This is a genomic window from Pseudomonas sp. HK3 (assembly GCF_052920985.1).
On record NZ_JBREXD010000001.1, the window covers coordinates 1,079,253 to 1,106,227 of the forward strand.

General features: G+C 43.9%; 20 protein-coding genes. 9 read left to right on the top strand and 11 right to left on the bottom strand.

Annotation, left to right across the window (positions count from 1 at the left end):
- Window positions 1-2: 2 nt before the first annotated feature.
- Together lgt and ACU6U9_RS05160 are read right to left on the bottom strand one after the other, a co-directional pair.
- A complete protein-coding gene (gene lgt, locus ACU6U9_RS05155; protein WP_446733991.1) occupies window positions 3-806 on the bottom strand; it encodes a prolipoprotein diacylglyceryl transferase in 804 nt (267 codons plus the stop codon).
- Between the two features lie 32 nt (window positions 807-838).
- A complete protein-coding gene (locus ACU6U9_RS05160; protein ID WP_446733992.1) occupies window positions 839-1,630 on the bottom strand; it encodes a sulfite exporter TauE/SafE family protein in 792 nt (263 codons plus the stop codon).
- Between the two features lie 86 nt (window positions 1,631-1,716).
- Between ACU6U9_RS05160 and ACU6U9_RS05165 the strand changes: the two genes are divergently transcribed.
- The 3 genes from ACU6U9_RS05165 (at window position 1,717) to ACU6U9_RS05175 (ending at window position 5,171) form a co-directional block, all read left to right on the top strand.
- Window positions 1,717-2,472, top strand: coding sequence for an NRDE family protein (locus tag ACU6U9_RS05165; protein WP_446733993.1), 756 nt, complete (start codon window positions 1,717-1,719; stop codon window positions 2,470-2,472).
- A 267-nt stretch (window positions 2,473-2,739) separates the two neighbouring features.
- Window positions 2,740-4,482, top strand: coding sequence for a L,D-transpeptidase family protein (locus ACU6U9_RS05170; protein WP_446733994.1), 1,743 nt, complete (start codon window positions 2,740-2,742; stop codon window positions 4,480-4,482).
- Between the two features lie 266 nt (window positions 4,483-4,748).
- Complete coding sequence (locus ACU6U9_RS05175; RefSeq protein ID WP_446735057.1) at window positions 4,749-5,171, top strand: YcbK family protein; 423 nt, start codon at window positions 4,749-4,751, stop codon at window positions 5,169-5,171.
- Between the two features lie 18 nt (window positions 5,172-5,189).
- Here the strand turns inward: ACU6U9_RS05175 and ptsP are convergent, their stop codons facing one another.
- A complete protein-coding gene (ptsP, locus tag ACU6U9_RS05180; RefSeq protein WP_446733995.1) occupies window positions 5,190-7,478 on the bottom strand; it encodes a phosphoenolpyruvate--protein phosphotransferase in 2,289 nt (762 codons plus the stop codon).
- Entirely contained in the window at window positions 7,472-7,966 is a 495-nt protein-coding gene (locus tag ACU6U9_RS05185) for an RNA pyrophosphohydrolase (RefSeq protein WP_446733996.1), read from the bottom strand. Before ACU6U9_RS05185 ends, ptsP begins: the two co-directional genes overlap by 7 nt.
- 182 nt (window positions 7,967-8,148) lie before the next feature.
- Between ACU6U9_RS05185 and ACU6U9_RS05190 the strand changes: the two genes are divergently transcribed.
- The gene (locus tag ACU6U9_RS05190) at window positions 8,149-8,811 is read left to right on the top strand and encodes a histidinol-phosphatase (RefSeq protein WP_446733997.1); all 663 of its coding nucleotides are present in this window, start codon (window positions 8,149-8,151) and stop codon (window positions 8,809-8,811) included.
- Window positions 8,808-10,118, top strand: coding sequence for an imelysin family protein (locus ACU6U9_RS05195; protein ID WP_446733998.1), 1,311 nt, complete (start codon window positions 8,808-8,810; stop codon window positions 10,116-10,118). The genes ACU6U9_RS05190 and ACU6U9_RS05195 overlap by 4 nt, the downstream gene beginning before the upstream one ends.
- 272 nt (window positions 10,119-10,390) lie before the next feature.
- Here ACU6U9_RS05195 and typA read toward each other — a convergent pair whose 3' ends face one another.
- Entirely contained in the window at window positions 10,391-12,214 is a 1,824-nt protein-coding gene (typA, locus tag ACU6U9_RS05200) for a translational GTPase TypA (protein WP_446733999.1), read from the bottom strand.
- 674 nt (window positions 12,215-12,888) lie between these two features.
- Between typA and glnA the strand changes: the two genes are divergently transcribed.
- The gene (gene glnA, locus ACU6U9_RS05205) at window positions 12,889-14,295 is read left to right on the top strand and encodes a glutamate--ammonia ligase (protein ID WP_446734000.1); all 1,407 of its coding nucleotides are present in this window, start codon (window positions 12,889-12,891) and stop codon (window positions 14,293-14,295) included.
- 752 nt (window positions 14,296-15,047) lie between these two features.
- On the opposite strand, the gene ACU6U9_RS05210 is transcribed toward glnA, so the two are convergent.
- Window positions 15,048-16,394, bottom strand: coding sequence for an IS1182 family transposase (locus tag ACU6U9_RS05210; protein ID WP_446734001.1), 1,347 nt, complete (start codon window positions 16,392-16,394; stop codon window positions 15,048-15,050).
- A 314-nt stretch (window positions 16,395-16,708) separates the two neighbouring features.
- Between ACU6U9_RS05210 and ACU6U9_RS05215 the strand changes: the two genes are divergently transcribed.
- The 3 genes from ACU6U9_RS05215 (at window position 16,709) to glnG (ending at window position 19,950) form a co-directional block, all read left to right on the top strand.
- Window positions 16,709-17,227: a DUF4124 domain-containing protein gene (locus ACU6U9_RS05215; protein ID WP_446734002.1), complete on the top strand. Its 519-nt coding sequence runs from the start codon at window positions 16,709-16,711 to the stop codon at window positions 17,225-17,227.
- Between the two features lie 166 nt (window positions 17,228-17,393).
- On the top strand, window positions 17,394-18,506 hold the full coding sequence (glnL, locus tag ACU6U9_RS05220; protein WP_446734003.1) for a nitrogen regulation protein NR(II): 1,113 nt from the start codon (window positions 17,394-17,396) through the stop codon (window positions 18,504-18,506).
- Window positions 18,507-18,522: 16 nt separating this feature from the next.
- Window positions 18,523-19,950, top strand: a complete 1,428-nt coding sequence (gene glnG / locus ACU6U9_RS05225) for a nitrogen regulation protein NR(I) (protein ID WP_446734004.1) — start codon at window positions 18,523-18,525, stop codon at window positions 19,948-19,950.
- Between the two features lie 92 nt (window positions 19,951-20,042).
- On the opposite strand, the gene ACU6U9_RS05230 is transcribed toward glnG, so the two are convergent.
- From ACU6U9_RS05230 to ACU6U9_RS05250, 5 genes are read right to left on the bottom strand one after another with little or no spacing between them, the layout of a single operon-like run.
- Window positions 20,043-24,584 carry a CCXG family PEP-CTERM protein gene (locus tag ACU6U9_RS05230; protein ID WP_446734005.1) on the bottom strand — a complete coding sequence of 1,514 codons (4,542 nt, stop codon included), beginning with the start codon at window positions 24,582-24,584 and terminating at the stop codon, window positions 20,043-20,045.
- A complete protein-coding gene (locus tag ACU6U9_RS05235; RefSeq protein ID WP_446734006.1) occupies window positions 24,581-25,009 on the bottom strand; it encodes a hypothetical protein in 429 nt (142 codons plus the stop codon). Before ACU6U9_RS05235 ends, ACU6U9_RS05230 begins: the two co-directional genes overlap by 4 nt.
- A complete protein-coding gene (locus ACU6U9_RS05240; RefSeq protein ID WP_446734007.1) occupies window positions 24,999-25,850 on the bottom strand; it encodes a type II secretion system protein in 852 nt (283 codons plus the stop codon). The genes ACU6U9_RS05235 and ACU6U9_RS05240 overlap by 11 nt, the downstream gene beginning before the upstream one ends.
- Window positions 25,851-26,477, bottom strand: a complete 627-nt coding sequence (locus tag ACU6U9_RS05245; protein ID WP_446734008.1) for a type IV pilus modification PilV family protein — start codon at window positions 26,475-26,477, stop codon at window positions 25,851-25,853.
- Window positions 26,455-26,967, bottom strand: coding sequence for a pilus assembly FimT family protein (locus ACU6U9_RS05250; RefSeq protein ID WP_446734009.1), 513 nt, complete (start codon window positions 26,965-26,967; stop codon window positions 26,455-26,457). The genes ACU6U9_RS05245 and ACU6U9_RS05250 overlap by 23 nt, the downstream gene beginning before the upstream one ends.
- Between the last annotated feature and the right edge of the window lie 8 nt (window positions 26,968-26,975).

The window sequence follows — 26,975 nt, forward strand, 5'->3', positions numbered from 1 at the left end:
ACTTAACTCTTCTGTTGTGCCTGAGCATTTTGTTTCTTATAGGCGATGTAAATCAATGCGCTGCCAAAGAGCACCATTGGTACACATAGAATTTGACCACGGGTCATCCAGCCTAATAAATCAAAGCCAATATGGTTATCGGGTTCACGAACAAATTCAACCATGAAACGGAATACACCATAACCCACTAAAAACAAACCACTCACCGCCATCGTTGGGCGAGGCTTTCGACTAAAGACCCATAAAATGATAAGCAGTACGAAGCCTTCTAAAAACATTTCGTATAATTGGCTTGGGTGCCGTGCTAGTGGTCCACCTTTTGGAAAAACCATCGCCCAAGGCACATCACTGACACGACCCCATAGCTCGCCACCTATAAAGTTGCCAAGACGGCCCGTCAACAAACCAATTGGCACCATAGGTGCGCCAAAATCCGTCACTTGGAATAACGTTTTCCCATAACGGCGTGCAAATAAAATACAAGCTACGATGACACCCAGTAAACCACCATGAAAAGACATACCACCTTCCCACACTGCAAATAACCATAATGGGTCTTCTAAGAATTTCGAGAAATTATAAAACAGCACATACCCAAAACGCCCACCAATCACAACGCCCATAGCGCTGTAAAAAATCAAATCACTGACCTGCTCTTTCGTCCAATTTGAGCCCGGCTGCTTTGCGCGGTGCATCATCATTAAATAGGCAAGCGTAAAGCCCACTAAATACATCAGCCCGTACCAGTGGATACTTAAGGGACCAATGCTTACAGCAACGGGGTCAATATTGGGATAGGTCAGCATGCTTATTCCGTTTATATTTTTAAATTCGATTATTACAAGTTGGCGGTTAAAAACTTGATGGCCACTAAGACCAGCATGATCGCGAATAGTTTTTTCAATTTTTCAGCGCTTAGCTTATGCGCCAATTTAGCCCCAACGCGGGCAAACGGTACGCTGGTGAGCACCATACCAAATAAGGCTGGCCAATAAACATAACCAACTGACTCCGCAGGTAAGCTTTCATTGCCCCATCCAATCACAATATTGGAAAGCGCGCCGATGACCGCAATCGGAAAACCACACGCCGCGGCAGTTGCAACACTGCGCTGCATTGGATGATTACACCACGTCAAAAAGGGCACCGTTAACGAGCCACCACCAATACCAAACAAGGCAGACGCCCAACCAATACCGCCACCAGCTGTGACCATTCCGGGCATAGCTGGTAATTCACGAGTGGGTTTTGGCTTTAAACCTAAGCCCATCTGCGCAGCCATCATCAATGCCGAAACACCGATCACAATTTGTAAGCCTGAACCACTTAATGAATCGGCCGTTAATGCACCCAGTACGGCCCCCAATAAAATACCAACACTAAGCTGCCTAACAATAAACCAATCAACAGCCCTCTTTTGATGATGAGTCCGAACGGAGCTGACTGAGGTGAACACAATACTGGCCAGTGAGGTTGCAACCGCCATGTGCGTCAGCACTTCTGGCGCAAATTTTAGGCTTTCAAACGTAATAACCAGTACTGGCACAATCACCATGCCGCCGCCAATACCAAATAAACCCGCCAGCAATCCAGCAAATGCACCCACAGCAAGATAAGTTAGTAACAACATACAAATTACATCTAATTCTAAGGGCCTGCATTATGAATGCTTACGCCGCTATTGGCTACATGCTTGCCTGTGGGTAAACTGCCGCTATGTGTTTACTTAGCTTTCAGTGGCAACCCCACACCCCCACGCCTTTAACCTTAGTGGCCAATCGCGATGAATTTCATCAACGCCCTGCGGCGCCCGCGCAATTTTGGCCAGAACACCCAACGATATTGGCAGGCAAGGACTTAACAGGCGGTGGCACATGGTTAGGTGTCACCAAGCAAGGTTATTTCGCTGCGCTTACCAATGTGCGCAAGCTACCATCACCTGAAAAAGGAACCATTTCACGCGGCAATTTAGTGCTCAACTACCTAATAGAGCAATCCTGCCCGCAAGCTTACTTAATGCATATTCAAGAACATGCCGCTGATTATGATGGCTTCAACTTAATTGTGGGCAATAAAGAGCAATGTTGGTACTACAGCAACCGCCAGCCCAATGGTCCTATTCAGTTAATACCGGGTGTTTACGGCTTAAGCAATGCGTCATTAGACACCCCTTGGCCCAAGCTCACAGCCGCTAAAGACAGCCTGAACAGCTGGCTTACTCAAGGCAATGCGAAAATGGATGCCCTGCACACCTTACTGCAAAATCGTCAGACTTATCCACAGGCCCTATTACCCGATACAGGCATCGGCCAGCCTTGGGAAACATTGCTGTCTTCGGCCTTTATTGTGAGTGACAACTACGGCACACGCGCCAGTACCGGGCTCATTATTGGTGACCATGGTATTCATTTTCAAGAAGCCACCTATGACCCTTCAGGCCAAACGTCACATTTAGAAACATTTGATTTCTAAAAATACTTTTTTAAGATTATTTTGAAATTTAAATGACGTTTTCTTCTGGCACACATAGAAGAAGTACAAAAAGCAACGCTAACTGATTGATAAATAACGCGTCATTTTATTGAATTACAAATACTTGCATTTGATTACCAAAACCCATCGTAAAGCACCGTGAAATCCATCACATAACGCTTTTACCCCTGCCATACTTTGGCTATGGATAAGTACTTTTATACAGCGCCTGTCAGGCGCCATCGTGCCCAATCGCATAATCGCATTATGCTGATTTTAGGTGCCCTTTGCTTAGTACTTTTGTATGCCGCTATTTTTATCAGTGGATCAACAAGACCGGTTATTGCCCCTCTAGTGGCACAAGAAAGTATTGAGTACTGGCTCTATGATGCTCCCAGCGAAGTGGCCGGTAATATCAGCCTGCAATACAGAGAAGAGCTTCATCTTGTTTACCGTAGAAACAACCACCAACCCATTTGGATGGATCATTTTCAGCTAAATAAAGCAGGCCGCGCATTAGTTAAAAGTTTACGCCATACCGCCAGTGACGAATGGAAAGCTTATCGATATCGCATTAGTAAACTGCAAACCGAGATTGAACGCCTAAGTAATCAACCTAAACATGCCGCCGCCATTGATGTATTGCTAAGCGATGCCTATATCGATTTTGCCCAACAAGTTATGAACAATGAGTTGCTGCCTAATAACGGTGAACTTGACCACCCTTCATTCAAAAAAGTGGCCTCTCAACAAGGCCCACGTATTTCATCATTGGATGTCATTAGTCTGCTGTCACAAAGCCTTGAGCAAGGAAAGCTTTACAGCCTAGTGAGTCAGCTCGTTCCCAGCCACCAAGGTTATGAGCGCCTCACAACCGAGCTAGACCGCTATCAAGATATTGCGGATAGCGGTATGTGGTACCCACTTGAGATTCATCAAGAACTTGCGCAAGGTGACCATCACCCTCAAGTGCCACGCATACGCTGGATGCTGCAATCCTATGGCGACTTTCATCAAGGCACTCTGGACTGGCTCAAACCCGAACAAGCAAAACAAGACCCGTTATTGCTCGAGCAAGACTATAAAGCCAATGACCAACGTAACGTGTATGAGATGGATGCAGACACAGTGGCAGCCATTAAACACTTTCAAGTGCGCAATGGCATCAAACCCAGCGGAATCGTTGATACAGCGACACTGAAGCGCCTTAACGTCGCACCTTACTTTATGGCACAACGTATCGCACTCAACATGAAGCGTTGGCGCTATCTTCCTAAACATTTAGGCGAGCGCTATATCTTGGTTAACATGGCCAACTATCGCTTAGATTTAATTCATAACGAAGAAAGCCAGCTCAGCATGAAAGTCATCATTGGCCGCGAGAAATTACGCACTCCTGTATTGTCTGAAAGCATCAGCACCATCGTATTAGCACCTGAATGGAACGTGCCTCATCGCATTGCCAAACGCGACATCATTCCAACCGCCAAGCGTCGTCCTGAATATTTAAAACAACACAACTTTAAAATTTATGAGGGCTGGCAAGAACCAGCTAAAGAAATTGATATTTCTACTGGAATCGACTGGCAAGGGTTTGATTCTCGTGTGAATACTTACCGCTTTGTACAAGGTCCAGGCGAAGATAACTCACTGGGTCATGTGAAGTTTGTGATTCCTAATGACCAGTCCATTTACCTACATGACACTAACCATAAAGAATTGTTTGGCTATGATATGCGCGCTCTGAGCAGTGGCTGCATTCGAGTCGAAAAACCATTAGAGCTCGCACACGCACTATTGAAAGAGCAAAACTGGGATGAAGCATTGATCAACAAGGTAGTTGAAAAAGCCCAAACCCGGGCCGTACACCTCAAAAACCCAGTGCCCGTTTACCTAATGTATTGGACGACTTGGGTCGATGAAAACGGTCAACTGCAAGTACGTGACGATGTGTATAAACGCGACCAAATTCATGGTGAAAGCCACAAACTGGATTCCATTGTTCTTTAACAACTCCCCTCTTGCAGTACTCATTCCGTTAAGATTTATAAAATGTAATAGATAGCCGCTTTGCTTATAACCGAGCATAAATGGCACAATCCCTGCCCGTTTTTACCACACCATAAAAATCGCCAGGGAATCAGCAGTGAATCGCCGTCAATTTATCAAACAGTCCGGCCTTATCTCCCTAGGCGTGAGCAGTGCTCCCGTCTTTGCGGCAAGCTCTCGCCTCATTTTACCCAATGACGACGCCCGCTCATTAAAACTAAAAAAGCCTGCATACAGGTGAAAAAATCAGCGCCACCTATTGGGAACACGGCGAATATTTGGTTGATGGTCTCGCCGAAATTTACTTTCTGATGCGTGACCACAGAGCCAATCAAATTGCCGCCATGGACTTAACCCTGCTCGATGAACTACATCGCATCCAGCAAACCTTAGAAACACAAAAAGAAATTTATCTTGTCTCTGGCTACCGCAGCCCTGAAACCAACCAAAAATTACGCAGTAACAGCGAAGGCGTGGCTAAGCATAGCTTCCATATGCAAGGACGCGCGCTGGACTTTCGTATTCCTGGTATCAGCAATACACACTTACACAAAGCCACGCGGGCGGTTAGTGATGGTGGGGTAGGGTATTATCGGCGCAGCGGTTTTATTCATTTAGACACAGGTAGGCAACGTAGCTGGGTGCGCTAATACAAGAACGCTAGCGTGCTACTTTGACGTAACAGGCGCAAATAAGCGCCCTTTACCCAATTTGCTTAGAGCCAATTCTAACGTGCTGCCAATCACATGTCCGCTGTCTAGCTTCATGACATCTGCGAGCAATTTCTTCGCATAGCTTAAATCGGAATGACGAATCACCGACTTTACTCTTGGCACATTGGTAGCGTTCATTGATAACATATCGTAACCCATGGCCATTAATAGCAACGCACCTGCTGGGTTGCCCGCGAGTTCACCACAAACACTGACGGGACAATTTTGGCTTTTCCCCGCGTCTACAACATGTTGCAAAGCCGCCAGTACTGACGGATGAAAACTATCATACAACCCTGCCACACGCGGATTATTACGATCCACTGCGAGCAAGTATTGGGTTAAGTCATTGGAGCCTACGGATAAAAAATCCACCATAGTGGCTAATTGCTTCGCTTGATAAACCGCCGCCGGCACCTCAATCATGACACCCACCTCAGGCATCTCAACGTTAATACCCTCTTCTAATACTTCTTGAAAGGCACGATAAATAAAGTGCAAAGCTTCTTCTACTTCACTAATACTGGTAATCATCGGCAGCATTATTTTTAAATTATTTAGGCCCTCACTGGCCTTTAACATGGCGCGCACTTGCAGCAGAAAAATTTCAGGATGATCTAAGGTCACACGAATGCCGCGCCAGCCTAAAAACGGATTGTCTTCCTCGATAGGAAAATACGTTAACGACTTATCGCCACCAATATCAAGTGTTCGCATGGTCACAGGCTGGGGCGCAAAAGCTTCTAGCTGAGAGCGATATATTTGCGCTTGCTCGGTTTCAGATGGGAAACGATCACGCATCATGAACGGAACTTCAGTACGGTATAGCCCAACCCCTTCAGCACCTTTGTCTAACGAACGATAGGCATCGGTAATCAAACCCGTGTTCACCAATAACTGTATACGATGCCCATCTTTGGTTTGGGCGGGCAAATCTTTGATTGTTTCAAGGCCTTTAACCAAAGCCTTTTCTTCTCGAACAATCGCTTCAAATTGCGCCAGCATTTGCGCAGAAGGATGGGTATATAAATAACCACGGTAACCATCTATAACCAGTTCTACGCCGTCCATTTGCTTAACAGGTAAATCTGTCGCGCCCATGATCGTCGGTATGCCCATGGCCCGGGCAAGAATCGCAACGTGTGAGTTAGCTGAACCCTTTGCACTCACCAAAGCAACCAGTTTATTCTCGGGTATTTCACCTAACATAGAGGGTGTTAGCTCTTCGCTAACTAAAATGGTTTTATCTGGAAAGTCTAAATCAGATACCAGCTCAATGGTGTCTTGCAGTTGCGCCAACACTCGTGCGCCCAAATCTTTAATGTCTGTTGCGCGCTCACGTAAATAGGCATCATCCATGCGATCAAAGTGCGCTACGTATTCAAAAATAACATCTCGAAGAGCGCCTTGGGCCCATTGGTTATTTTCTTTAATACGTCGAATCACTTCACTGCCTAATGCATCGTCATCCAGCATGCGAATGTATACATCAAACAAGGCTTGCTCTTCGGGACGCAAATCTTTTAACGATTCGCCCACTTGTTTAATTTGCTGGCGTGCACCATCAATAGCATGTTGAAAACGCAGAATTTCTTCATCAATATTTTGTGCATTGCGATCTGGAACATCATATAAATCAGCCGTCGGCGATAACACCACCACGGTACCAATGGCAATACCAGGCGCCGCTGGGGAGCCTTTGATGACAACATCATGCTTAACTTTTTTCTTTTTAAATTGATCAGGGCGCTCAAGTACTTGCCCCGTCGCCTCAGCATGGGCCAACACGCCAGCCAACTGCGCAGACATGGTCACCATGAACGCTTCTTCACTTTCATCAAACTTACGTCGTACAGACTGCTGCACGACCAAAACACCCAGAATGCGTTTTTGATTGATAATTGGCACACCTAAAAAGCTATTAAACTTTTCTTCGCCTGTACCTGATAAGAAATGATACTTGGGGTGCTTGGATGCATCATCAAGGTTAATGGGCTCTTCTCGCGCCGCCACAAACCCCACAAGGCCCTCGTTGTTTCTAAGGCTCACCTTACCAACAGACGCCGAGTTTAAGCCCTTGGTCGCACGCAAAATGTGACGCTTATTCTCTGCGTTATACACATAAACCGAACACACTTCTGTGTTCATGGCTTTCTGAACCCTATCCACAAGAATATTCAACGCAGCATCTAAATCGCCCGCGTTGTTGACCTCTTGTACGATTTGGCGCAATACATTTAGCATGATTGTTTTGCCTGAAGTTCGAACAGTTTTGGCGCTAATTCGCGCATAGCACGACGGTAAACATCTCGTTTAAATGGCACCACTTGTCCCAGTGGATACCAATAACTCACCCAACGCCAACCATCAAACTCTGCTTTATCAGCGTAGTCAAAGCTTATGCGACTATCATTGCTGACGAGTTTCAACAAAAACCATTTTTGTTTTTGGCCAACACATACTGGTTTGCTGTTATGACGCACCATGCGTTTTGGTAAACGGTATCTGAGCCAGCCCTTGGTGCACCCGATAATTTCAACATCTTCAGGTAACAAGCCGACTTCTTCCCGTAATTCCCTAAACAAAGCGGCTTCTGCACTTTCATGTGCTTTTATGCCGCCTTGGGGAAACTGCCACGCATCTTGCCCAATTCGCCTAGCCCATAATACTTGGGCTTTGTTATTCACCAGTATGATGCCGACATTAGGGCGGTAGCCTTCAGCATCGATCACGGTTTCATCCAAATTTTAAATTGATATTGCCACCATACTATTAAAACATTGCCATTGGAAACCAGTGTTTTTTTATTCCTTTTTAATATAAACAAGTTTTCTATGGTCGGTTTCCACAATATTAAAGACACTGTTGAGCTCACAAGCTAAAATGCCTGCAAATTTCTTAGCTGGGGAACACCGTGGCACTGGCAATATTTGACTTAGATAACACCTTAATTTCTGGCGATAGCGATCACGGCTGGGGGCAATTTTTAGTTGAGCAAGGCCTTGTAGATGCTCAGTTATTTAAGGAAAAAAACGATTACTACCTAGAGCAATATCAACTGGGGCAGCTCGATATCCTGGAATACTTAGAGTTTTCCTTGCAAGCTCTTACTCTGTTTCCAACAGAACGCTTATTTGAGCTACGCGAACAATTTGTACAAGAGAAGATCTTGCCTATTATTACGCATAAGTCTCGCGACCTTTTACGTAAACACCACGAAGCGGGTGATTATTTGCTCATTATTACCGCGACCAATTTATTTGTAACCGAGCCCATTGCCAAGATCTTAGGCGTTGATGACATCATTGCCACCAACCCTGAAGTCATAAACGGCCAATATACGGGGAAAATCTCTGGGATTCCTAGCTTTCAAGAAGGAAAAGTGAAACGCTTGGCAGCATGGTTAGAGCAAAACACGTTATCATTAGAGGGCAGCTACTTTTATAGTGACTCGCATAACGATCTGCCATTACTCAAACAAGTGACGTTTCCTGTTGCCGTTGATGCTGACGAGACTTTGAGTACTTATGCACAGCAAAACAACTGGCCCATTATCAGCTTAAGGGATGACGCTTGAAGTCAACATTCACATTGAACCCTTTCCACTTTACCGTATGGCTCACATGCCTCGTGAGCTTAACTGGGTGTGATCAATTATTTGATCAGCCTAAACCGGTCGAGAGTGCTCCCCAAGAAATTGAAATAAATGCCCAGTCCCTGCTGAGTGCAACCAACCTATATGTTTACACCCAGATGTCAGATGCTCTCAGTCAAGCGCAAGCACTGGACGCCATCATCACTTCCTTTTTACACCAACCTAACCCAGGTACACTAGAAGAAGCGCAAGCGGCTTGGATAAAAGCATACAGTGAATATGTAAAAGTGAGTTTCTTTACAAAAGTCCCCCGCTTTGAAAAACCCCAATTTCATGATTCAAACGACACTTATACCCTAATCCAAGAACGCATTGATAGCTGGCCAATCGAACCTGGGTACATTGATTATTTACCGCTATACCCACTAAGCGGCATCGTTAATGATTTAACACTCAAAATCGAAAAAGAAGACATCAGTGCCCAGCACGGCTTTTCTGATATGCGCTTTGCCAGTATTGGGTTTCACCCTATGGAGTTTTTACTCTTTGGTGTGGACGGTAAGCGCAGCGCAAAAGATTTTATTCCTCAGGAAAACAGTATTGAAGTCGTCTCCGCTGATACGATCATTAAAGAACATGATTCAGATGAACTAAATGAACCGGATTCTATAGACGTAAAAGCTCATGAACATACGCACATAGAAATCAATGGCCCCCAAAATCACAATCGTCGCCGCGATTACTTACGTTTACTCAGCGGATTAGTTGTTTTTAATTTACAAAAATTAACCGACCGTTGGGAACCTGCCCATGGTTACTATGCAAAACAGTGGCGTCAAACAGAAGAAGAACAGCAAACCGTTAATCTCATGCTGATCTATCAAGCCACCTTAGACACCATCCAAGAAACGTTATTAGAAAAACACTTCGCGGTATTGATGAACCAAAAACAAGTGGATGATTTACGCAGCCCATTCTCAAGCGAAGACGTTAATAACATGCATGATTTATTGCTGGGCATTGAAAGCCTATTCAATATGGAAGGCGGTTTATTAGCGGAAATTAAATTGCAAGACGCTGAAACCGCCGACAAAAGCACGGCCTTATTTAAGCGGGTATTACTAGACATTAGCAAACTCCCTAAGCACATGGACACACTCGCATTGGGCAAACGCAAAGCACTGGTGGCCCCGATACAAGAAAAAGTATTACAGCTATTAGGTCAGCTATACAAAGGCGCTGAAATACTGCGCCTTCCTATACGCGCGCTTCCGGTTTCAACCAGTTAATATCGTTTACATTTCATAAAGTAAAAAAGGCGATGATGCATATCATCGCCTTTTTTATTGCTGCCAGTACTTTAAACTTCTGAACAGTTTACGCGTTAGCAGCCCGTTCTATATTTGAAAGCACCTATTCAGTATCTCAAACAATACTTATTCATAACAACGCAGACATAAAACCAACAGACATAAAAAAAGCGATGAATCACTTCATCGCTTTTTTTATGTCATTTATTTAGGACTGCACACTTAACGTATGCAGTGTATTCCTAATAAAATTACTTGTTTTTCTTAGAGCTGTTCGCGCGCTTACGATCGTTCTCAGTAAGGTGTTTCTTACGAAGACGAATGCTTTCTGGCGTTACTTCAACTAGCTCATCATCTTCGATGAATTCTAGTGCTTGCTCTAGTGTGTGCTTAACAGATGGTACCAAGTTAATCGCTTCATCTGTACCAGATGCACGCACGTTAGTTAGCTGCTTGGCTTTAGTTGGGTTAACAACCAAGTCGTTATCACGAGAATGCAAACCAACGATTTGACCTTCGTAAACTTCTTGCGCAGGAACCACAAATAAACGACCACGATCCTGCAAAGTGAATAGAGCGTAGCCCAATACTTTACCCGTCACCATAGATACCAATACGCCGTTATGACGCGCGGCAACAGGGCCCGCTTTCACTTCACCGTAGTGATCAAATACGTTGGTCAAAATACCAGAACCCGATGTCATGGTCATGAAGTCACCACGGAAACCGATCAAGCCACGAGCAGGCATGATAAATTCTAAACGTACGCGACCTTTACCGTCTGGAACCATGTTTGTCATGTCAGCACGACGGTCACCCATCTCAGACATAACCGCACCTTGGTGCTGCTCTTCAACATCGATTACAACTTGCTCGTACGGCTCTTGAATTTTACCGTCAATTTCGCGCTGAACTACTTCAGGACGACCAACCGCCATTTCAAAACCTTCACGACGCATAGTTTCGATCAGTACAGAAAGGTGAAGCTCACCACGACCGGATACTTTGAATTTCTCAGGGCTTTCGCCTTGCTCAACACGCAGTGCCACGTTGTGGATCAATTCTTTTTCTAGACGTTCCGCAATGTTACGGCTCGTTACGAACTTACCTTCTTTACCAGCGAACGGAGAGTCGTTCACTTGGAATGTCATGCTTACCGTTGGCTCATCAACGGATAACGGTGGCAGTGCTTCAACGTTACCAGGTACACAAAGGGTGTCAGAGATACCCAATTTGTCGATACCCGTAATACATACGATGTCGCCTGCAGTTGCTTGATCAACCACAACACGGTGAAGACCATGGTAGCCTTTCACTTCTGATACTTTACCGTTACGAGTCTTACCTTCAGAATCAACGATGGTCACTTGTGCGTTGGTTTTCAACGTACCACGAGTGATACGGCCAATGCCCACTACGCCTTTAAATGAATCGTAATCCAGTGAGGAGATTTGCATTTGGAAATCGCCATCAGGATCAACGTCAGGTGCCGGTACGTTATCAGCAATCGCTTGAAGCAATGGCGTCATGTCTTCAGCCATGTTTGCATGTTCTGTACCGGCAATACCATTGATTGCTGAACAGTAGATGACAGGGAAATCTAGTTGCTCATCTGTCGCGTCTAGGCGATCAAACAAGTCGAATACTTCGTCCATTACCCAATCAGGGCGCGCGCCTGGACGGTCAATTTTGTTAATAACTACGATTGGACGTAAACCACGAGCGAATGCTTTTTGTGTTACGAAACGAGTCTGAGGCATAGGGCCATCTACTGCATCAACGATCAGCAGTACAGAGTCAACCATCGACATTACACGTTCTACTTCACCACCAAAGTCGGCGTGTCCCGGTGTATCTACGATATTGAAACGGTAATCGTTCCATTTAATCGCCGTGTTTTTCGCCAAGATGGTAATACCACGTTCTTTCTCTTGGTCGTTGGAGTCCATTACACGCTCGCCGCCTAGCTCTTTACGATCTAGCGTGCCAGACTGCTCAAGTAACTTATCAACAAGTGTGGTTTTGCCATGGTCAACGTGAGCGATGATGGCGATATTACGTAGGTTTTCAATCATATATAGTCCTGTCAGGCCTTGCTTTTAACATGCCCAAATAATAAAACTGCATGGCGCAATCTGCAGTGGCTTGCGCATTCAACGGAAGGTTAAGTAACAACCTCGCACCAATGCTTACGAATTGGTGATGTCTATTTTCGTTTAAGGTTAAAAAACCTTATAACCTCGCATCTAATGTCACTGCATTTTTATGGTTCACAAACAGAACTTAAAAATACGCTGCAAGGAGACTGCCTCAAAATTTAGGCGGCGATTATAGCCATCTAATGCCATGCAGGCTATGAAAACCCGGATAAAAAACGTTTTTTTGTGCAAAAAACACCCAATAAGAAAAATTACCTGAAAATGTCCTACCAGCAGGCACAATCTAACTATCATCACTGCACAGTTGAACCTATAATGTGCACGCCTTATGGGGTGGTATCACTAGAACAAACACGTAAATGTCGTTTTAGCACCAATTTAGAGCATTGATTTATATAAATGCACTATTTTGAATCGGGATTAATTAGGGCAAACATTCATAGCGCCTTGAAAGCCCTTTGTATTCGCCCCAATAATGACTGGCATGTGTTTTGCTCTGAGTTTGGGCAGTGCACCATGTGCAGGCTTCTTAGATAAGAGCAATCATAAAATCATCAGACGCAAATCGTCTTCTACAATTGGAGAGCAACATGTCAGAGAACACTCTGAAGCTGATTAAAGACAATGACGTGAAGTGGGTCGACCTACGCTTCACTGACACCAAAGGTAAAGAGCAGCACGTGACCATCCCTGCTTCTTACGTTGACGCAGAATTCTTTGAAACTGGCCAAATGTTCGATGGCTCTTCAATCGCAGGCTGGAAAGGCATCAACGAATCAGACATGATTCTTTTACCAGATGACACCACTTCTTTCCTTGATCCGTTCACTGAAGATGCAACCCTTGTTCTACGTTGTGACATCATCGAACCTTCTACTATGCAAGGTTACGAGCGTGATCCACGTTCTGTTGCAAAACGCGCAGAAGCATTCCTACAGTCTACTGGCCTAGGTGATACTGCTTTCTTCGGTCCAGAACCTGAATTCTTCATCTTTGATGACGTTAAATTCGGCGCTGACATCTCTGGTGCTTTCTACAAAGTTAACTCTGAAGAAGGTTCTTGGAACTCATCTGCTACTATCGATGGCGGCAACATGGGTCACCGTCCACGCGTTAAAGGCGGTTACTTCCCAGTACCACCAGTAGACAGCTCTCACGACATGCGTGCCGCTATGTGTAACACCATGATCGCTATGGGTCTTGACGTTGAAGTACATCACCACGAAGTGGCAACGGCTAACCAAAACGAAATCGGTGTTAAATTTAACACTCTAGTTAAAAAAGCTGACGAAGTGCAAATGCTTAAGTACGTTGTTCATAACGTTGCTCACGCATACGGCAAAACTGCGACGTTCATGCCTAAGCCAATCGTTGGCGACAACGGTTCTGGTATGCACGTTCATATGTCTTACTGGTTGAACGGCGAAAACCAATTCGCTGGTGATGAATATGCTGGTCTTTCTGAAACGGCTCTTTTCTACATTGGCGGTATCATCAAGCACGCTAAATCACTAAACGCGTTCACTAACCCAGGTACTAACTCTTACAAGCGTTTGATCCCTGGTTTCGAAGCACCTGTAATGCTTGCGTACTCTGCACGTAACCGTTCTGCTTCTATCCGTATTCCTTACGTTGCAAGCCCCAAAGGCAAGCGTGTTGAAGCTCGTTTCCCTGACCCAATCGCTAACCCATACCTTGCATTCTCTGCAATGTTAATGGCCGGTATCGATGGTGTTAAAAACAAGATTCACCCTGGCGATGCAGCTGACAAAGACTTGTATGACCTACCTGCTGAAGAAGCAGCTAAGATCCCACAAGTGGCAGGCAGCTTACGTGAAGCGCTAGCATGTCTTAAAGAAGATTGCGCATACCTAATTGAAGGCGGCGTATTCACTCAAGACATGATCGATGCTTACATCGAGCTTAAAATGGAAGAAGTGTATCGTGTTGAACACACGACTCACCCAGTTGAGTACGATATGTACTACTCAGTATAATTCTTCGGAATTATCGGTAGTCAAAAAGGAGCAGCCTACGGGCTGCTTTTTTTATGCCGATAAAAACACCATCATGTTGAACACAACTCTCAATTTACCCAGTTGAGTACCATATGTACTACTCAGTAACATTCTTCGGAATTATCGGTAGTCAAAAAGGAGCACCCTACGGGCTGCTTTTTTTATGTCTATAAAAACACCATCATGTTGAACACAACTCTCAATTTACCCAGTTGAGTACGATATGTACTACTCAGTAACATTCTTCGGAATTATCGGTAGTCAAAAAGGAGCAGCCTACGGGCTGCTTTTTTTATGCCTATAAAGAACATAATCATGTTGAACACAACTCTCGATTTACCCAGTTGAGTACAATATGTACTACTCAGTAACATTCTTCGGAATTATCGGTAGTCAAAAAGGAGCAGCCTACGGGCTGCTTTTTTATGCCTATAAAAACACCATCATGTTGAACACAACTCTCAATTTACCCAGTTGAGTACGATATGTACTACTCAGTAACATTCTTCGGAATTATCGGTAGTCAAAAAGGAGCAGCCTACGGGCTGCTCAGACTGCTGATAAACCCCAGTGTTTTCACTGGGGTTTATTCATTTCAGGGCAATTTAAGCGCCTCCTTGCTCAATTTATTCTCACCTCATATATCTCAATTTAATATTCCACCCACACTTATCGAGCTTTAGTTTGGCCTGATAAGGCTTTTCTGACAGGCATTTTTAATGCAAAGCGCTTTACGCTGCCATTAATGCGATCTTTTTCATATTTTGCGCAGCGGCCGTCATTAAGCACTGCATTTGCACTTTGTGTTTGCCTCGAAATTGCGCGTAGCGATAGCCGTGTAATTGTTTGGCATCTGCAAAACTTCTTTCCACCGTTTCCTTTCGCCTTGCGTAAAGTAGTTTGCCTTTGTCTGTTAAGCGGTGTTCGTTGATTCTATCCTTGCTGCCTTCCCAAACATGCCGCGTGATCACTTTTGTGTGATTTTGACTGTTGATACAGCGCGTTAAGTCTGGGCAGTGTTGGCATGCGTTTGCGTCGCTATGATATTGGCGATAGCCTTCTCGAGTGGTGGTGCGATAAAAAACATTCTGTCCTTGTGGGCAGGTGTAGAGATCTTGTGTTTCATCGTAAACGTATTGGTTTTTGTAGAAATACCCTTTTTTATGCGTGGGTCGTCTGTAGCCCATGACACCATAAAGGTTTCTATCTTCGATGCCTTTGCATAACGCTGCGGTAAAATACCCAGCATCCAAACCCACATGCTGAAGATTAAATCCAAAACGTTGCACCTGTCTGTCGAGTCTTGCTAGATACGGGACACTGTCGTGAACATTACCCGCTGTGACGTGTACGTCGGTAATGATGTTGCAGCGTGCATCAACTGTGCGATGGTCTAAATAGAAAAACCCCTTTGGCTTGTTATCACGCACCATGTAGCCACTGTCTTTGTCTGTGGTGCTTTGTTTGATGTCTCTCGATTTATTGGGCGTCTCTGACCGCGACGCCAAGGGCTTTTTTCCGTGATCTAGCCTGTCTTGCTCAACCGCTTTATCCAGCTCATCCATATACGCTTGGCGTTCAGCTTGTGCTTGCACTTTAATGTGCTTGTTTTTATTGGCGTTGGCTTTCAAATGAGTAGAGTCGGTATAAAGGGTGGTTCCGCCCACCAGCTTCTTCTTCATGGCTTGCAGCACGATTTCATCAAAAATCTGCTGATAGACATCGGATTCTTTAAACCGTCGAATACGGTTTTGGCTTAAGGTGGAGGCATCGGGAATCTTGTCGGTTAACCCAAGACCTAAAAACCACCGATAGGCCACGTTAACCTGAACCTCGCGGATTAATTGGCGCTCGCTGCGCACGCCAAATAAATAGCCGATGAATAATAATTTGAACATCAAAGTGGGATCTAACGCCGGTCGGCCGTTATTGGGGCTATAAAAGTCTTTGACTAAATCGTGAATAAAACTGAAATCCACTTTCTGCTCAATCTTGCGCAGAAGATGGTCATTAGGCACAAGCTCGTCAATGGAAACGAACTCAAGTTGCGACTGTGTTTGGGGGCGGTCATTTAGCATGGCCCTATTATAAAAAATCCTCACCTAAAAAGGCGAGGACTTTGTCAGCAGTCTGAGCAGCCTACGGGCTGCTTTTTTTATGCCTATAAAAACACCATCATGTTGAACACAACTCTCAATTTGCACCCTTGATGTACGATATCTATTGCTCAGTATTATGCTTCGAAATTGTTAACAGCCAAACAGCTACAAACTTAAACCAAGCAAGGCCTACGTTCGACTTACCAGCTTGCTAACTCCCTCCCAATTTCAAAAAATAGCCCAGCAAGTCAAAACAAAACCCGTTACAGTAGAGCCATAATAGAGAGCCCTTTATGAAATCGTTATTATTACTGCTTTTACTTACCCCGTTTATTGCATCTGCTCAGGTTTATACTTGGGTAAATGAGCAAGGTGTTCGTGTATATGGTGATGAGCCTCCAGCCCATGCCAGTAAAGCAGAGCTTCCCGAGCTGCAAGAAGTAAAGATGCCCAAAATGGTGCAAAAAAAAGAAGCCACCACCGAACAAGAAGAAAATGGCTTTAAAGGCTACCGTTTGTTAGAAATAATTAGCCCCAAAGAAGATCACATGATCACGACAGGGCATGCCGGTAAGACCACTGTTCAAGTGCATATTCAGCCAGAGCTGCAACCTAAGCATGAAGTCACACTATTGTTAGACGGCCAGCCGGTCAAAACAGGCTCTCAGTTACAGTTTCAACTAGATAACCTAAACCGCGGCTCTCACTTGCTTCAAGTGCACATTAAAGACCAAGGTAAACTTCTTATTTCAAGCCCAAAACGCCGTATTCATGTACAGCGCCCTTCTATCTTAAATCGCCCTCGCACCTAATTAGAACTGCTTGCACCAAATGCGTGCAAAAGTAATACTAGATCGATGCATCCGCACCTTTAATAAGCTTTAGGCTCACGTACTTACAGGGCTGTCAGGCTATAACAGTGCAGGATAAATATGGCTTGCTTCTTGCTACATGGCCATTATCTAGGAAAAGTATGTTATGGCCGATTTCATTTTTTATAAGCAACTGATTAACCACTTAGATAGCTCAATTCTTGTGCTAGATGAAGCGTTAACCGTGCAATACCTCAACCCAGCAGCAGAAGCCTTATTACAAGTCAGTGGTCGACGTTGTGTAGGGATGACGGCCGAGTCGGTTTTTTATGACATCCATCAGGATGTTCAAACGCTTGAGAATTCACTCGTACAAGAAACCTCATTTACCAAGCGCGAAGCCGAAGTGCGCTTAATGAATCAACAAGTGATTACGCTTGATTACAGCGTCAGCCCGGTAGAATTCGAGAGAAGCATGTGCCTTGTGGTTGAGATGCACCCGCGTGATCGCTTGTTGCGTATTAGCCGAGAAGAAGAGCTGATTACGGCACAAGCCACGACGCAAGCATTGGTACGAGGTATGGCTCATGAAATTAAAAACCCATTGGGTGGTATTCGCGGCAGCGCCCAATTACTTGAACGCATGCTCGGCAGTGAAGAACTAAAAGAATATACCCACATAATCATTGAAGAAGTTGATCGCCTAAGAAACCTTGTGGATAAAATGCTTGGGCCCAATAAGCTGCTTGAACGCCTCGAAACGAACATTCATGAAGTGTTAGAGCGGGTCCATAGTTTAATCAGTGTCGAAACCAATGGGCAATTAAAATTACGTCGTGATTATGATCCAAGTATTCCTGAATTTTTAGCCGATAAAGAGCAACTCATACAAGTGGTGCTCAATATTACGCGCAACGCGATGCAAGCGTTACTGGCACAAACTAACGAACATAATTTCCCAGAAATTATATTAAAAACTCGTGCCATCCGCCAATTCACCATTGGTCATACCAAGCATCGTTTAGTGCTGCATCTAAGCATTGAAGATAATGGCCCTGGCATACCTGACAATATTCGCGAAAGTTTATTTTTCCCTATGGTCAGTGGACGAGCAGAAGGAACGGGGCTTGGGTTGTCTATTGCTCAGTCCATCATCAACCAACATCAGGGCATTATCGAGTGCGATAGTGAACCTGGCAAAACACAATTTTCTATCTATCTGCCGCTTGAACTAAATAAAGATGATTACGCGGCTCAATTACAGAAAAATATATTTTAAACGTAGGGACTAAGCCATGAATAAAGTTTGGATTATTGACGACGATCGCTCTATCCGTTGGGTGTTAGAAAAAGCCCTAGAGCAAGACAATATTGAAAGCCAATCATTTGAAAATGGCGATAAAGTTATCAACGCATTAAATCGTGAAATCCCGGATGCCATCATCAGTGATGTGCGTATGCCGGGTATCGACGGCTTAACGTTATTGAATCAGATCCATCAAGTTGACCCTAATATCCCTGTTATCATTATGACCGCACACAGTGATTTAGACAGTGCCGTCACGTCTTATCAAAAAGGCGCGTTTGAATATTTGCCAAAACCATTTGATGTGGATGAGGCCGTTAGTTTAATTAAACGTGCGATCGCCCATAAACACGAAACAACTTCATCTAGTAATACCGAGCCAACCGAGCCTTATAAGCATACCGAAATTATTGGTGAAGCACCGGCGATGCAAGAAGTGTTTCGCGCCATTGGTCGCTTAAGCCATTCTAATATTACCGTTTTAATTAATGGTGAGTCAGGTACTGGTAAAGAGTTGGTGGCCCATGCGCTGCACAAACACAGCCCACGCAGCGAGCATCCGTTTGTTGCACTTAACATGGCTGCGATCCCTAAAGACTTAATCGAAAGTGAATTATTTGGCCATGAAAAAGGTTCATTCACTGGTGCGGGCGGTCAACGTCGCGGGCGTTTCGAACAAGCTGATGGCGGTACACTTTTTCTAGATGAAATTGGCGATATGCCAGCCGACACTCAAACTCGTTTATTACGAGTGCTAGCCGACGGCGAGTTTTATCGAGTAGGCGGTAGCACACCTGTAAAAGTAAATGTACGTATTATTGCTGCCACACACCAAGATCTTGAGGGGTTAGTAAAAGCGGGCACATTCCGAGAAGATTTATTTCATCGCTTAAATGTGATCCGTATTCATTTGCCTGCACTGGCTGAACGCCGTGAAGATGTGCCGCGTTTATTGCACCATTTTTTAAATCGTGCAGCAGAAGAATTAGGTGTAGAAGCAAAAGTATTAAAAAGCGATACCGAAGAATATTTATGCACCCTTCCTTGGCAGGGTAACGTACGTCAGTTAGAAAACACGTGTCGCTGGATTACTGTCATGGCATCTGGCCGTGAAGTACACATTAACGATTTACCACCTGAGCTTTTAAACCAAGAAGAAAAAGCGACTACCAGTAACAACTGGGAACAAGCACTGCGCAACTGGGCTGATCAACAATTAGCACAAGGCAAAAAATCGGTACTGGATTCTGCCGTACCCATTTTTGAGCGCATTATGATTGAAACCGCATTAAAGCATACGGCTGGTCGTAGAAGAGATGCTTCTATTTTATTAGGCTGGGGACGCAATACCTTAACGCGTAAAATTAAAGAGCTAGGCATGGAAGATACGCAAGAAACAGAAGAGGAAGAGTCCTAGCCACACTGGTTTGTATCAATAACCATTCCTAAAAAATCCCATAAGACATCGCTTATGGGATTTTTTAGATAATATCCTAACGTAGCACAAAGCTAGTAACGTATTTCTTTCCAATAAATAACACGATCATGACCTCGATATTGCCCAAAGCTGACATTAGCTGACGGATCTTCATTAACGCCATCATTGCTGCCATCCCAGTCAAACATCAACCAACTCTCGGCATCATAAAAGAAATTATAAGTACCGTAACGCCCACCACTAGGGACTGACCAAACCCCTTCAAATACACCACTGCTAAAAGTCCCGATGTCTGAGGTATTACCACTCATATTACTATCACTTGTTAACAGCGGGTCTGAGCTATTACCTTGGTCCGTTACCGTAATTAATTGAACATTTGAGACATCATAATTCGTACCGCTATCTAATGTATTTAATACAAACTGCGTACCGTTAAAATATTCGGCTTGAAATGATTGAGTGATGGCTTGTGTTTCAGATCCGTATGCATTGTCAATATGAATACGGCCGTAACGGATCTCACCACCGGCTCCATTAATATCATAGCTCGCTGCCAGCGACGTACTGCTCGTACTAATATTTGTAATGGTAATAATCGTGTCGTTTGTAAAAGGGGCTTTTAAGCTATTAAGGTCACGATTAAACACAAAATGATCATTGCTGTTAAATTCATACGTGTATTGATTATTAGCATTGGGGCCGGTTATGGTTCCGGTTGAAAGATTAGCCGTTATACCTGATGAACCCGATGCAATGGAACCTGCGGTAGCGGTAATAGTCGGCGTTTCATAAAATGGGGATATATAGTTACTCAGTGTCTGATTATTATAGCCCCTAGCCACAAAGTTAAAGGTCGGTTCAGTATTAAATTCAATTGCACCACTTGTAGTATTTGATTGTAATTGGCCAGTGTAAGTAAAGCCGGTATTGCCATCACTATAAGATGCATCGGTACTGGATATCACATTAAAATCTTTTGGATAAAAGCGCCCAATATTTGCGGATGTATTCGTCGGCAGAGCCACACCTAAACCGGTATAAGTGTTTCCTCCAGCTGTCACAGTAAACACGCCCATCTCATCAATATTAACAGGTGAAGTAACAGAACCTGAAGTCAGAGACACATTATTTAATGAAAAATTACCGATTTCTCCACCGTTAGCAATGGTTGGTGAAGTTAAATTATGGGACACATTCACTAAGCTATTAAAGTTTAACGTTGTGCCATGATTACAATAATTAGTACTGCCCGACATATATTGCTTAGCGGTAACCACTAAATCAAACGGCTCACCTGCTTGCTTAAATGCGCTACAGTTAGCGCTTAATCCTGGTACGGTGCACTGCCAATTTGCATCACTTGGCTCAATACAAAAACCTGCAGGCACAGTAACAAATTCATTCGAAGACCCGGTCAAAAAATTACCCGTCCCGCCCCCCCCTTCATTTAGCAATTCGTATCGAGCATATAACCTTAATGATCCTGCATCACTGTATGTTAAATTAAAGTCCGCACTATCTGATGTGCCCCCACCAAAATCTAAACCAACCGCACTGTAGTTATTAACATTGCCCGCGGTATTTTGAATCACAGGATCCGTATTGACTAAAGTGCTCGGCGCACCGCAATTATTAGGTGTCAAACATTCTACGGCCATCTGAATTTGCTGTGTATTAATTAACAACGGCTGACAAGTGCCTGTCACTAAATCGGTTTCTACTGCCCGTATTGAAACAGACGGTGACTGTAACGCTGATGTTTGTGTCGCAATATTAGAAAAAACAAATCCCGAGGGTTGAAAAACGACGGTTGTAGAATCAGAAAATCCTTCTGCGCTAACGGTTAATTCTGTGGACTCGGCATGGGTATTAGAAAAATAGAGTGTGGCATCGCCGTCATCCGCATCCGCCATAATATACGTGCCAATACCGTCATCGGCTGTGCCGTTTTGTAATGTCCCGCTAATACCACCATTTGATAACCAATCGCCATGATCAGCCACACCGGTTTCTGAGCTTAATGCGATGGCTTGATCGTAGGTATCTAATACATCGCCATTGGTATCAAGTACGGTTATGTCTACTGCCACAGGCAAACAATTAATACCCACTGCCGGTGCTGATACCGTAATACTGCCAATACCTACTGCATTCGATTCGCACCATGTGATATCACCTAGGCCATCGTAAGCTGTTGCATCATAGGTAACGCTACTATTGCTGCCTAAATCTATATTTTTTGCTGAGAGTAAACCAAATATATAACTACTACTGGAAAGCGTGATGTCTCCTTCACTGTACACCGTGCCTGATATAGTGAAATTATTTGGCAAGCTGACATTAGTATCATAAAAGTACAATAATAATGTTTCTGGTGAGCCACTGCTTTCAATGCTCGGACTATTAATCGTCACATTAGAGTTAAAAAATGAAACATTGTTAACATATAACCTAACCGGGCCACTACCCACAACATTAAATGTCGAACGACTCCCGATTGAAAGGTTATTAATCCAATAAGTACCAGGCGCAAGGTTAACGGTATTGCGACTGCCAATACTTAAATTATTAATAAAAAACTCTGTGTATGTACTATCAGAGAAGTTCAAAACAGACCGAAAGTTTGTACTAATATTACGGTATCTATCGGTCGTCGCACCCACTGTGCCTGTCGCTCTAAAAGCAACACTAATATCGGTTGTTGATGTTCTTGTTTGAAATGGCCCGGCAGAAACAGACCCAATGGTCGGGTCACCATTGGTACAAACGTTTGACCCGCCACATGTAAATTGATTAGCGGCTGCGTTCATAAAAATAATACCAGCACTCAACTGATTATCTGGATTATTAAGCAACTGTGCATTAAAACCAAAATCAATAATACCGTCGTCTAAGGCCGTCAATCCCTCAGAAAATGTCACGTCACAATTATTACCAGCTGTAGGGTTATCGCACTCACGGGTCTTTGCCATTAGCCCTCTAATTTCTGAAACCGATAACACAGAATTATAAATGGTGACTTCATCGAATGTTGCGTCACTAGAACTGCCAGGAGCCACATTATAAATAGATGAATTATCACCGATATAAATATCCCCCAACTGGGAAATATTACCGCTTGTATTGGGATTGCCCGATGCAATTAATGTATCGCCTTCATAAATTTGAAACGCATCGTTTGCAAAATCCCATGTCACTGTGATGTGGTACCACTGGCCCTGATTACGAGCCGTGGTAGGCGTTTCTGCTATAAAAAAATCCCCGTCATTAGTGTCTTCAAATCGAAAAATTAATGAGCCATTAGTGCGCTTTTCTAAAAAGAAATATCGGTCCGATGCAGAACCATTAACATACAAACTCGCATCCATTAATGTACGCCTAACATTACCGCTGTCCCAATCATCTTCGGTTCGAGTCCAAAACCCGATAGACCCAATAGGCCCCACATCATCCACTATATTCACACCTGTTTGCAGTGCTGAAATTTCATTAATGGTTGTGTTGTTATTTATTTTGACACCATCACATACTTGAGTATTTAATTCTTCAAGAAAGCTACCTGTCATGGTGCCAGGGAAGTTTCCACTTTGATCAATCACATCACCACTGCCACCCCACCCGCCTTCGTCTAAACGGTACTGAGCAATGGCCGCAGGGCACGTTGCTGTAGCCTGAGCGCCAAATGAGACGCTAGGCTCAACCGATACTGGGCAGGCACGAGATACAATTTGAATATCGCCAGTATTATAAGATGTAAACGCATCACCGGGCCTTTGAAACTGAACGGTAATCCCACCATCATTCCCACCCTCTTGACCGATCACTTCTAGCTTATGAAAGCCCTGCGATAAAAATATACTGCCTTCTAATACTTCGTCACTGTCACTCCAATCATTGTCCCACCATAAGTCATCGTCCCATTGCTCTTCTAACGGCACGCCATCCACATATAAGCCACCGCCACCGCCAAAGTCACCACCATAGCGAATATTCCATGTACCCGCTTCACCTGACGCCACATTAAAATAGGTTTCACTGTAGGCAATGAAATTGATATTTGAACCAAACTCCGATGAGTTTTCAACATCTGTAAAGTTCGTAATAAACGTACACCCATAGCCTGCATTACCATCACCCGCCGTATTAAATAAATTATTGGCATTAACTAAACTTGTGGGGTTACTTGTCACACGACGGGTATGAAACTTAATACCCGGATTCGTAAAGGTGAAAGGGACATTCGCCAATTGATCGGCAACGTTATTACCATAATAAAAATAAATGGTCCGATTTTGGCTTGCGGATAATTGATTAAAGCGCACCCAAATAACGGCTGTCTGTGCGGCTTGATCCCACTGATCAACCCAAAAATCTAATTGGGTTTCATCGTCGCTGTTGATAACACGTAAATCAAAACCATTACTCGTCCAGTTATAAGTGCTATTCAAGTCACTTGCACTCACATTAATTCGTATTTGGTAATTATCTAAATTTGAGCCTGAATTTTCTTGGACATTAATCTCGGTGCGATATGGCCATGCACAACTCCAATACGCTAACGACGGTAAAGAAATCATGAGTAAAGCAACACAAATTAATAGCCTAGTCATTGTATTAGCCTCACTTGAATCACTCGTGTGGCTTGATCACTGCCAGAACCACAACGGCCTGTACTGGTCAGTGTCATGTAATTTACACCGACAACCGTTTGTAAATTACAGCTGACATTAACAGAACATGACGCTAGACCAGTTGCATTTAAAGCTAAATTATTTATAAAACTATTATCACATGCAGGCTGTGCTTGGTTGGTATTTAGCACAAATACCGCACCCGCTTGTGCGCCACTTTCTGCCGCGTAAAAAGCGCGTTTGTTTAGCCATTCTCGCCCATACGCCTCTGCATTTAATTCATTTAATTGATTAATAGCCGCCACAATCAATATCATGACTAAGATTAAAAACATGGCCGATGGCAATCCTAAGCCAGCTTGCTTGTGTAATGTTGTCTTTATTAATGTTTGATTAAGGTACATTTCTAATTTGCACCTCTTGATTCACCACCAATGTTTCATTGGCATCGGTACTGTCTTGAAATTCTAATTCGAATGCCACAATCCCATTACGTCGCAAACCACTGGGTAAATATGAAAACACCAAACTGTTGGCTAATAACTTATCTGCAATTAATAATCGATTTGGCACAGCATTGGGGAGTTGACTCACCAAGTTATTCACGTTAGCAACAAAGCCATAGTTACGATAATAAAACAGCCGCGTACCGTCTTGGCAAAATGCCACCGGCCTATCCGTTAAAAATACACGTTTACTGGGTGACGACTGTAAATACTCAAAGTTCAGACTGTTATTAAAGGTATAAACACTGGCCCCAGACTGAGTAGAGTCAAACGTAACGGGTTCTAAACTCAAATACCCAGGGTTATCGCTATTAGAATATAAGGACGCTTGCTGATTAGGCATAGGATAAATGGCAGCATAGCCTGTCACATTTAATAAACCATCAAGCGGCACCACATGCAATTCATTACGAGACACACTGGCCGGACTTCCTTCTATTGGCGCTTGTACATATTGTGAAGCGGATACCACCGGCATAAATTCTAAACAGCGGCTGTTAGATGTAATACGCACACTATTCGGCAACGCCTCTCTAACTAAGCGGGTTATTTTTTCACTGACAATACTGGCAGTTGACGAAAGCTCCGAACGTCGAGCAGTATCGACATACCCTTGCGCGCTAAAACTAATAAATTGCACGCTGCCAATGGCTAAAATTGACAGGACAACAATCACAATGATTAATTCAATTAGGGTAAAACCAATTTGGTTATTTTTATAGAAGCTGTTTTTAGTCATCTAAAAATTACCTCTATAAAACGCAATGCTCCGTGAACTATTATTCGGCAAGGTAATTGTCAGCGTAATACGTTTGGCCAAGTTATTATTGGCAAGGCCTAATTCAGTTCCCGCACAAACAACCTGTGCCGTCACGCCATAGCCTGCGTACTTTGACATATTAATCGTGCTGTCGATTAATATGGGAGGAGCGTCATTGAGGTTATGATAATCATCAACATCATCGTACAAAGCCCGTGTCTCACCATCACTAAAATTCGCCGCGTTACATGCGATGGTGGCCGCTGCTAGTTGGCCGCCGCCAATGTCGCCATTTTCGTCAAAGCGCATCGCTTGTATTTCATCTAAATACGCTTGGCCTAGCTCCAGAGCTTTGCTCTCTAATAGCGGTAATGAGCTGTTTGCGATGCCAGTTGATAAAGCCGACACCAACGCCGATAACGCAATGCCCAATACAACAATCGTGATAATTAATTCAATTAACGTCACACCGTCTTGCCGGAAAAGATAACGCTTTGAATAGGAATAAGTACGTGAACGAATACGCAGAGAACAACCGCGGGTAGAGTATTGCTTGAGACGTTCATAGTAAGATGAAACATCTTTAATTTTCACATGATCCTTCATAAGCATATCCACTTGGGCTGATGCACAGTGATTGCACGCTTGCCCCCACAAGACATACTCGCTGGCTATTGCTAGCTTGTACCCTTGTCGATGAAACCGAGTTTCCATAACCATCAAAATACAACGTCAATGGTAAGGTTAGTGCTGGCAGTGCACTGCATGCACCACTAAAAACAGTGTTTGAGGCAAACACTTGCAAGCCTTTATTTTCAATATCAAACTGGCTTAAATTTGTGCCCCCTTGGTCAATGGACATGCTCCAGCTATTACCACTGCCTGTTACCGATAATGTCACTAAGTCAGTTTGGTTTTGTTTTTGTAATGCCAATCGTTGCGCTAAACGAAAAACGGCCAGCCACCTATCGGCAGCCAGCCGTGCTGTATATTGGTCTGGGCTGCTGAATAGTCCTATACCAACAGCACTGAGTATCGATATCAAAACGATCACAACAATCAGCTCAATTAAGGTAAAGCCTTTTGTTGTTTTCATGCGCTATA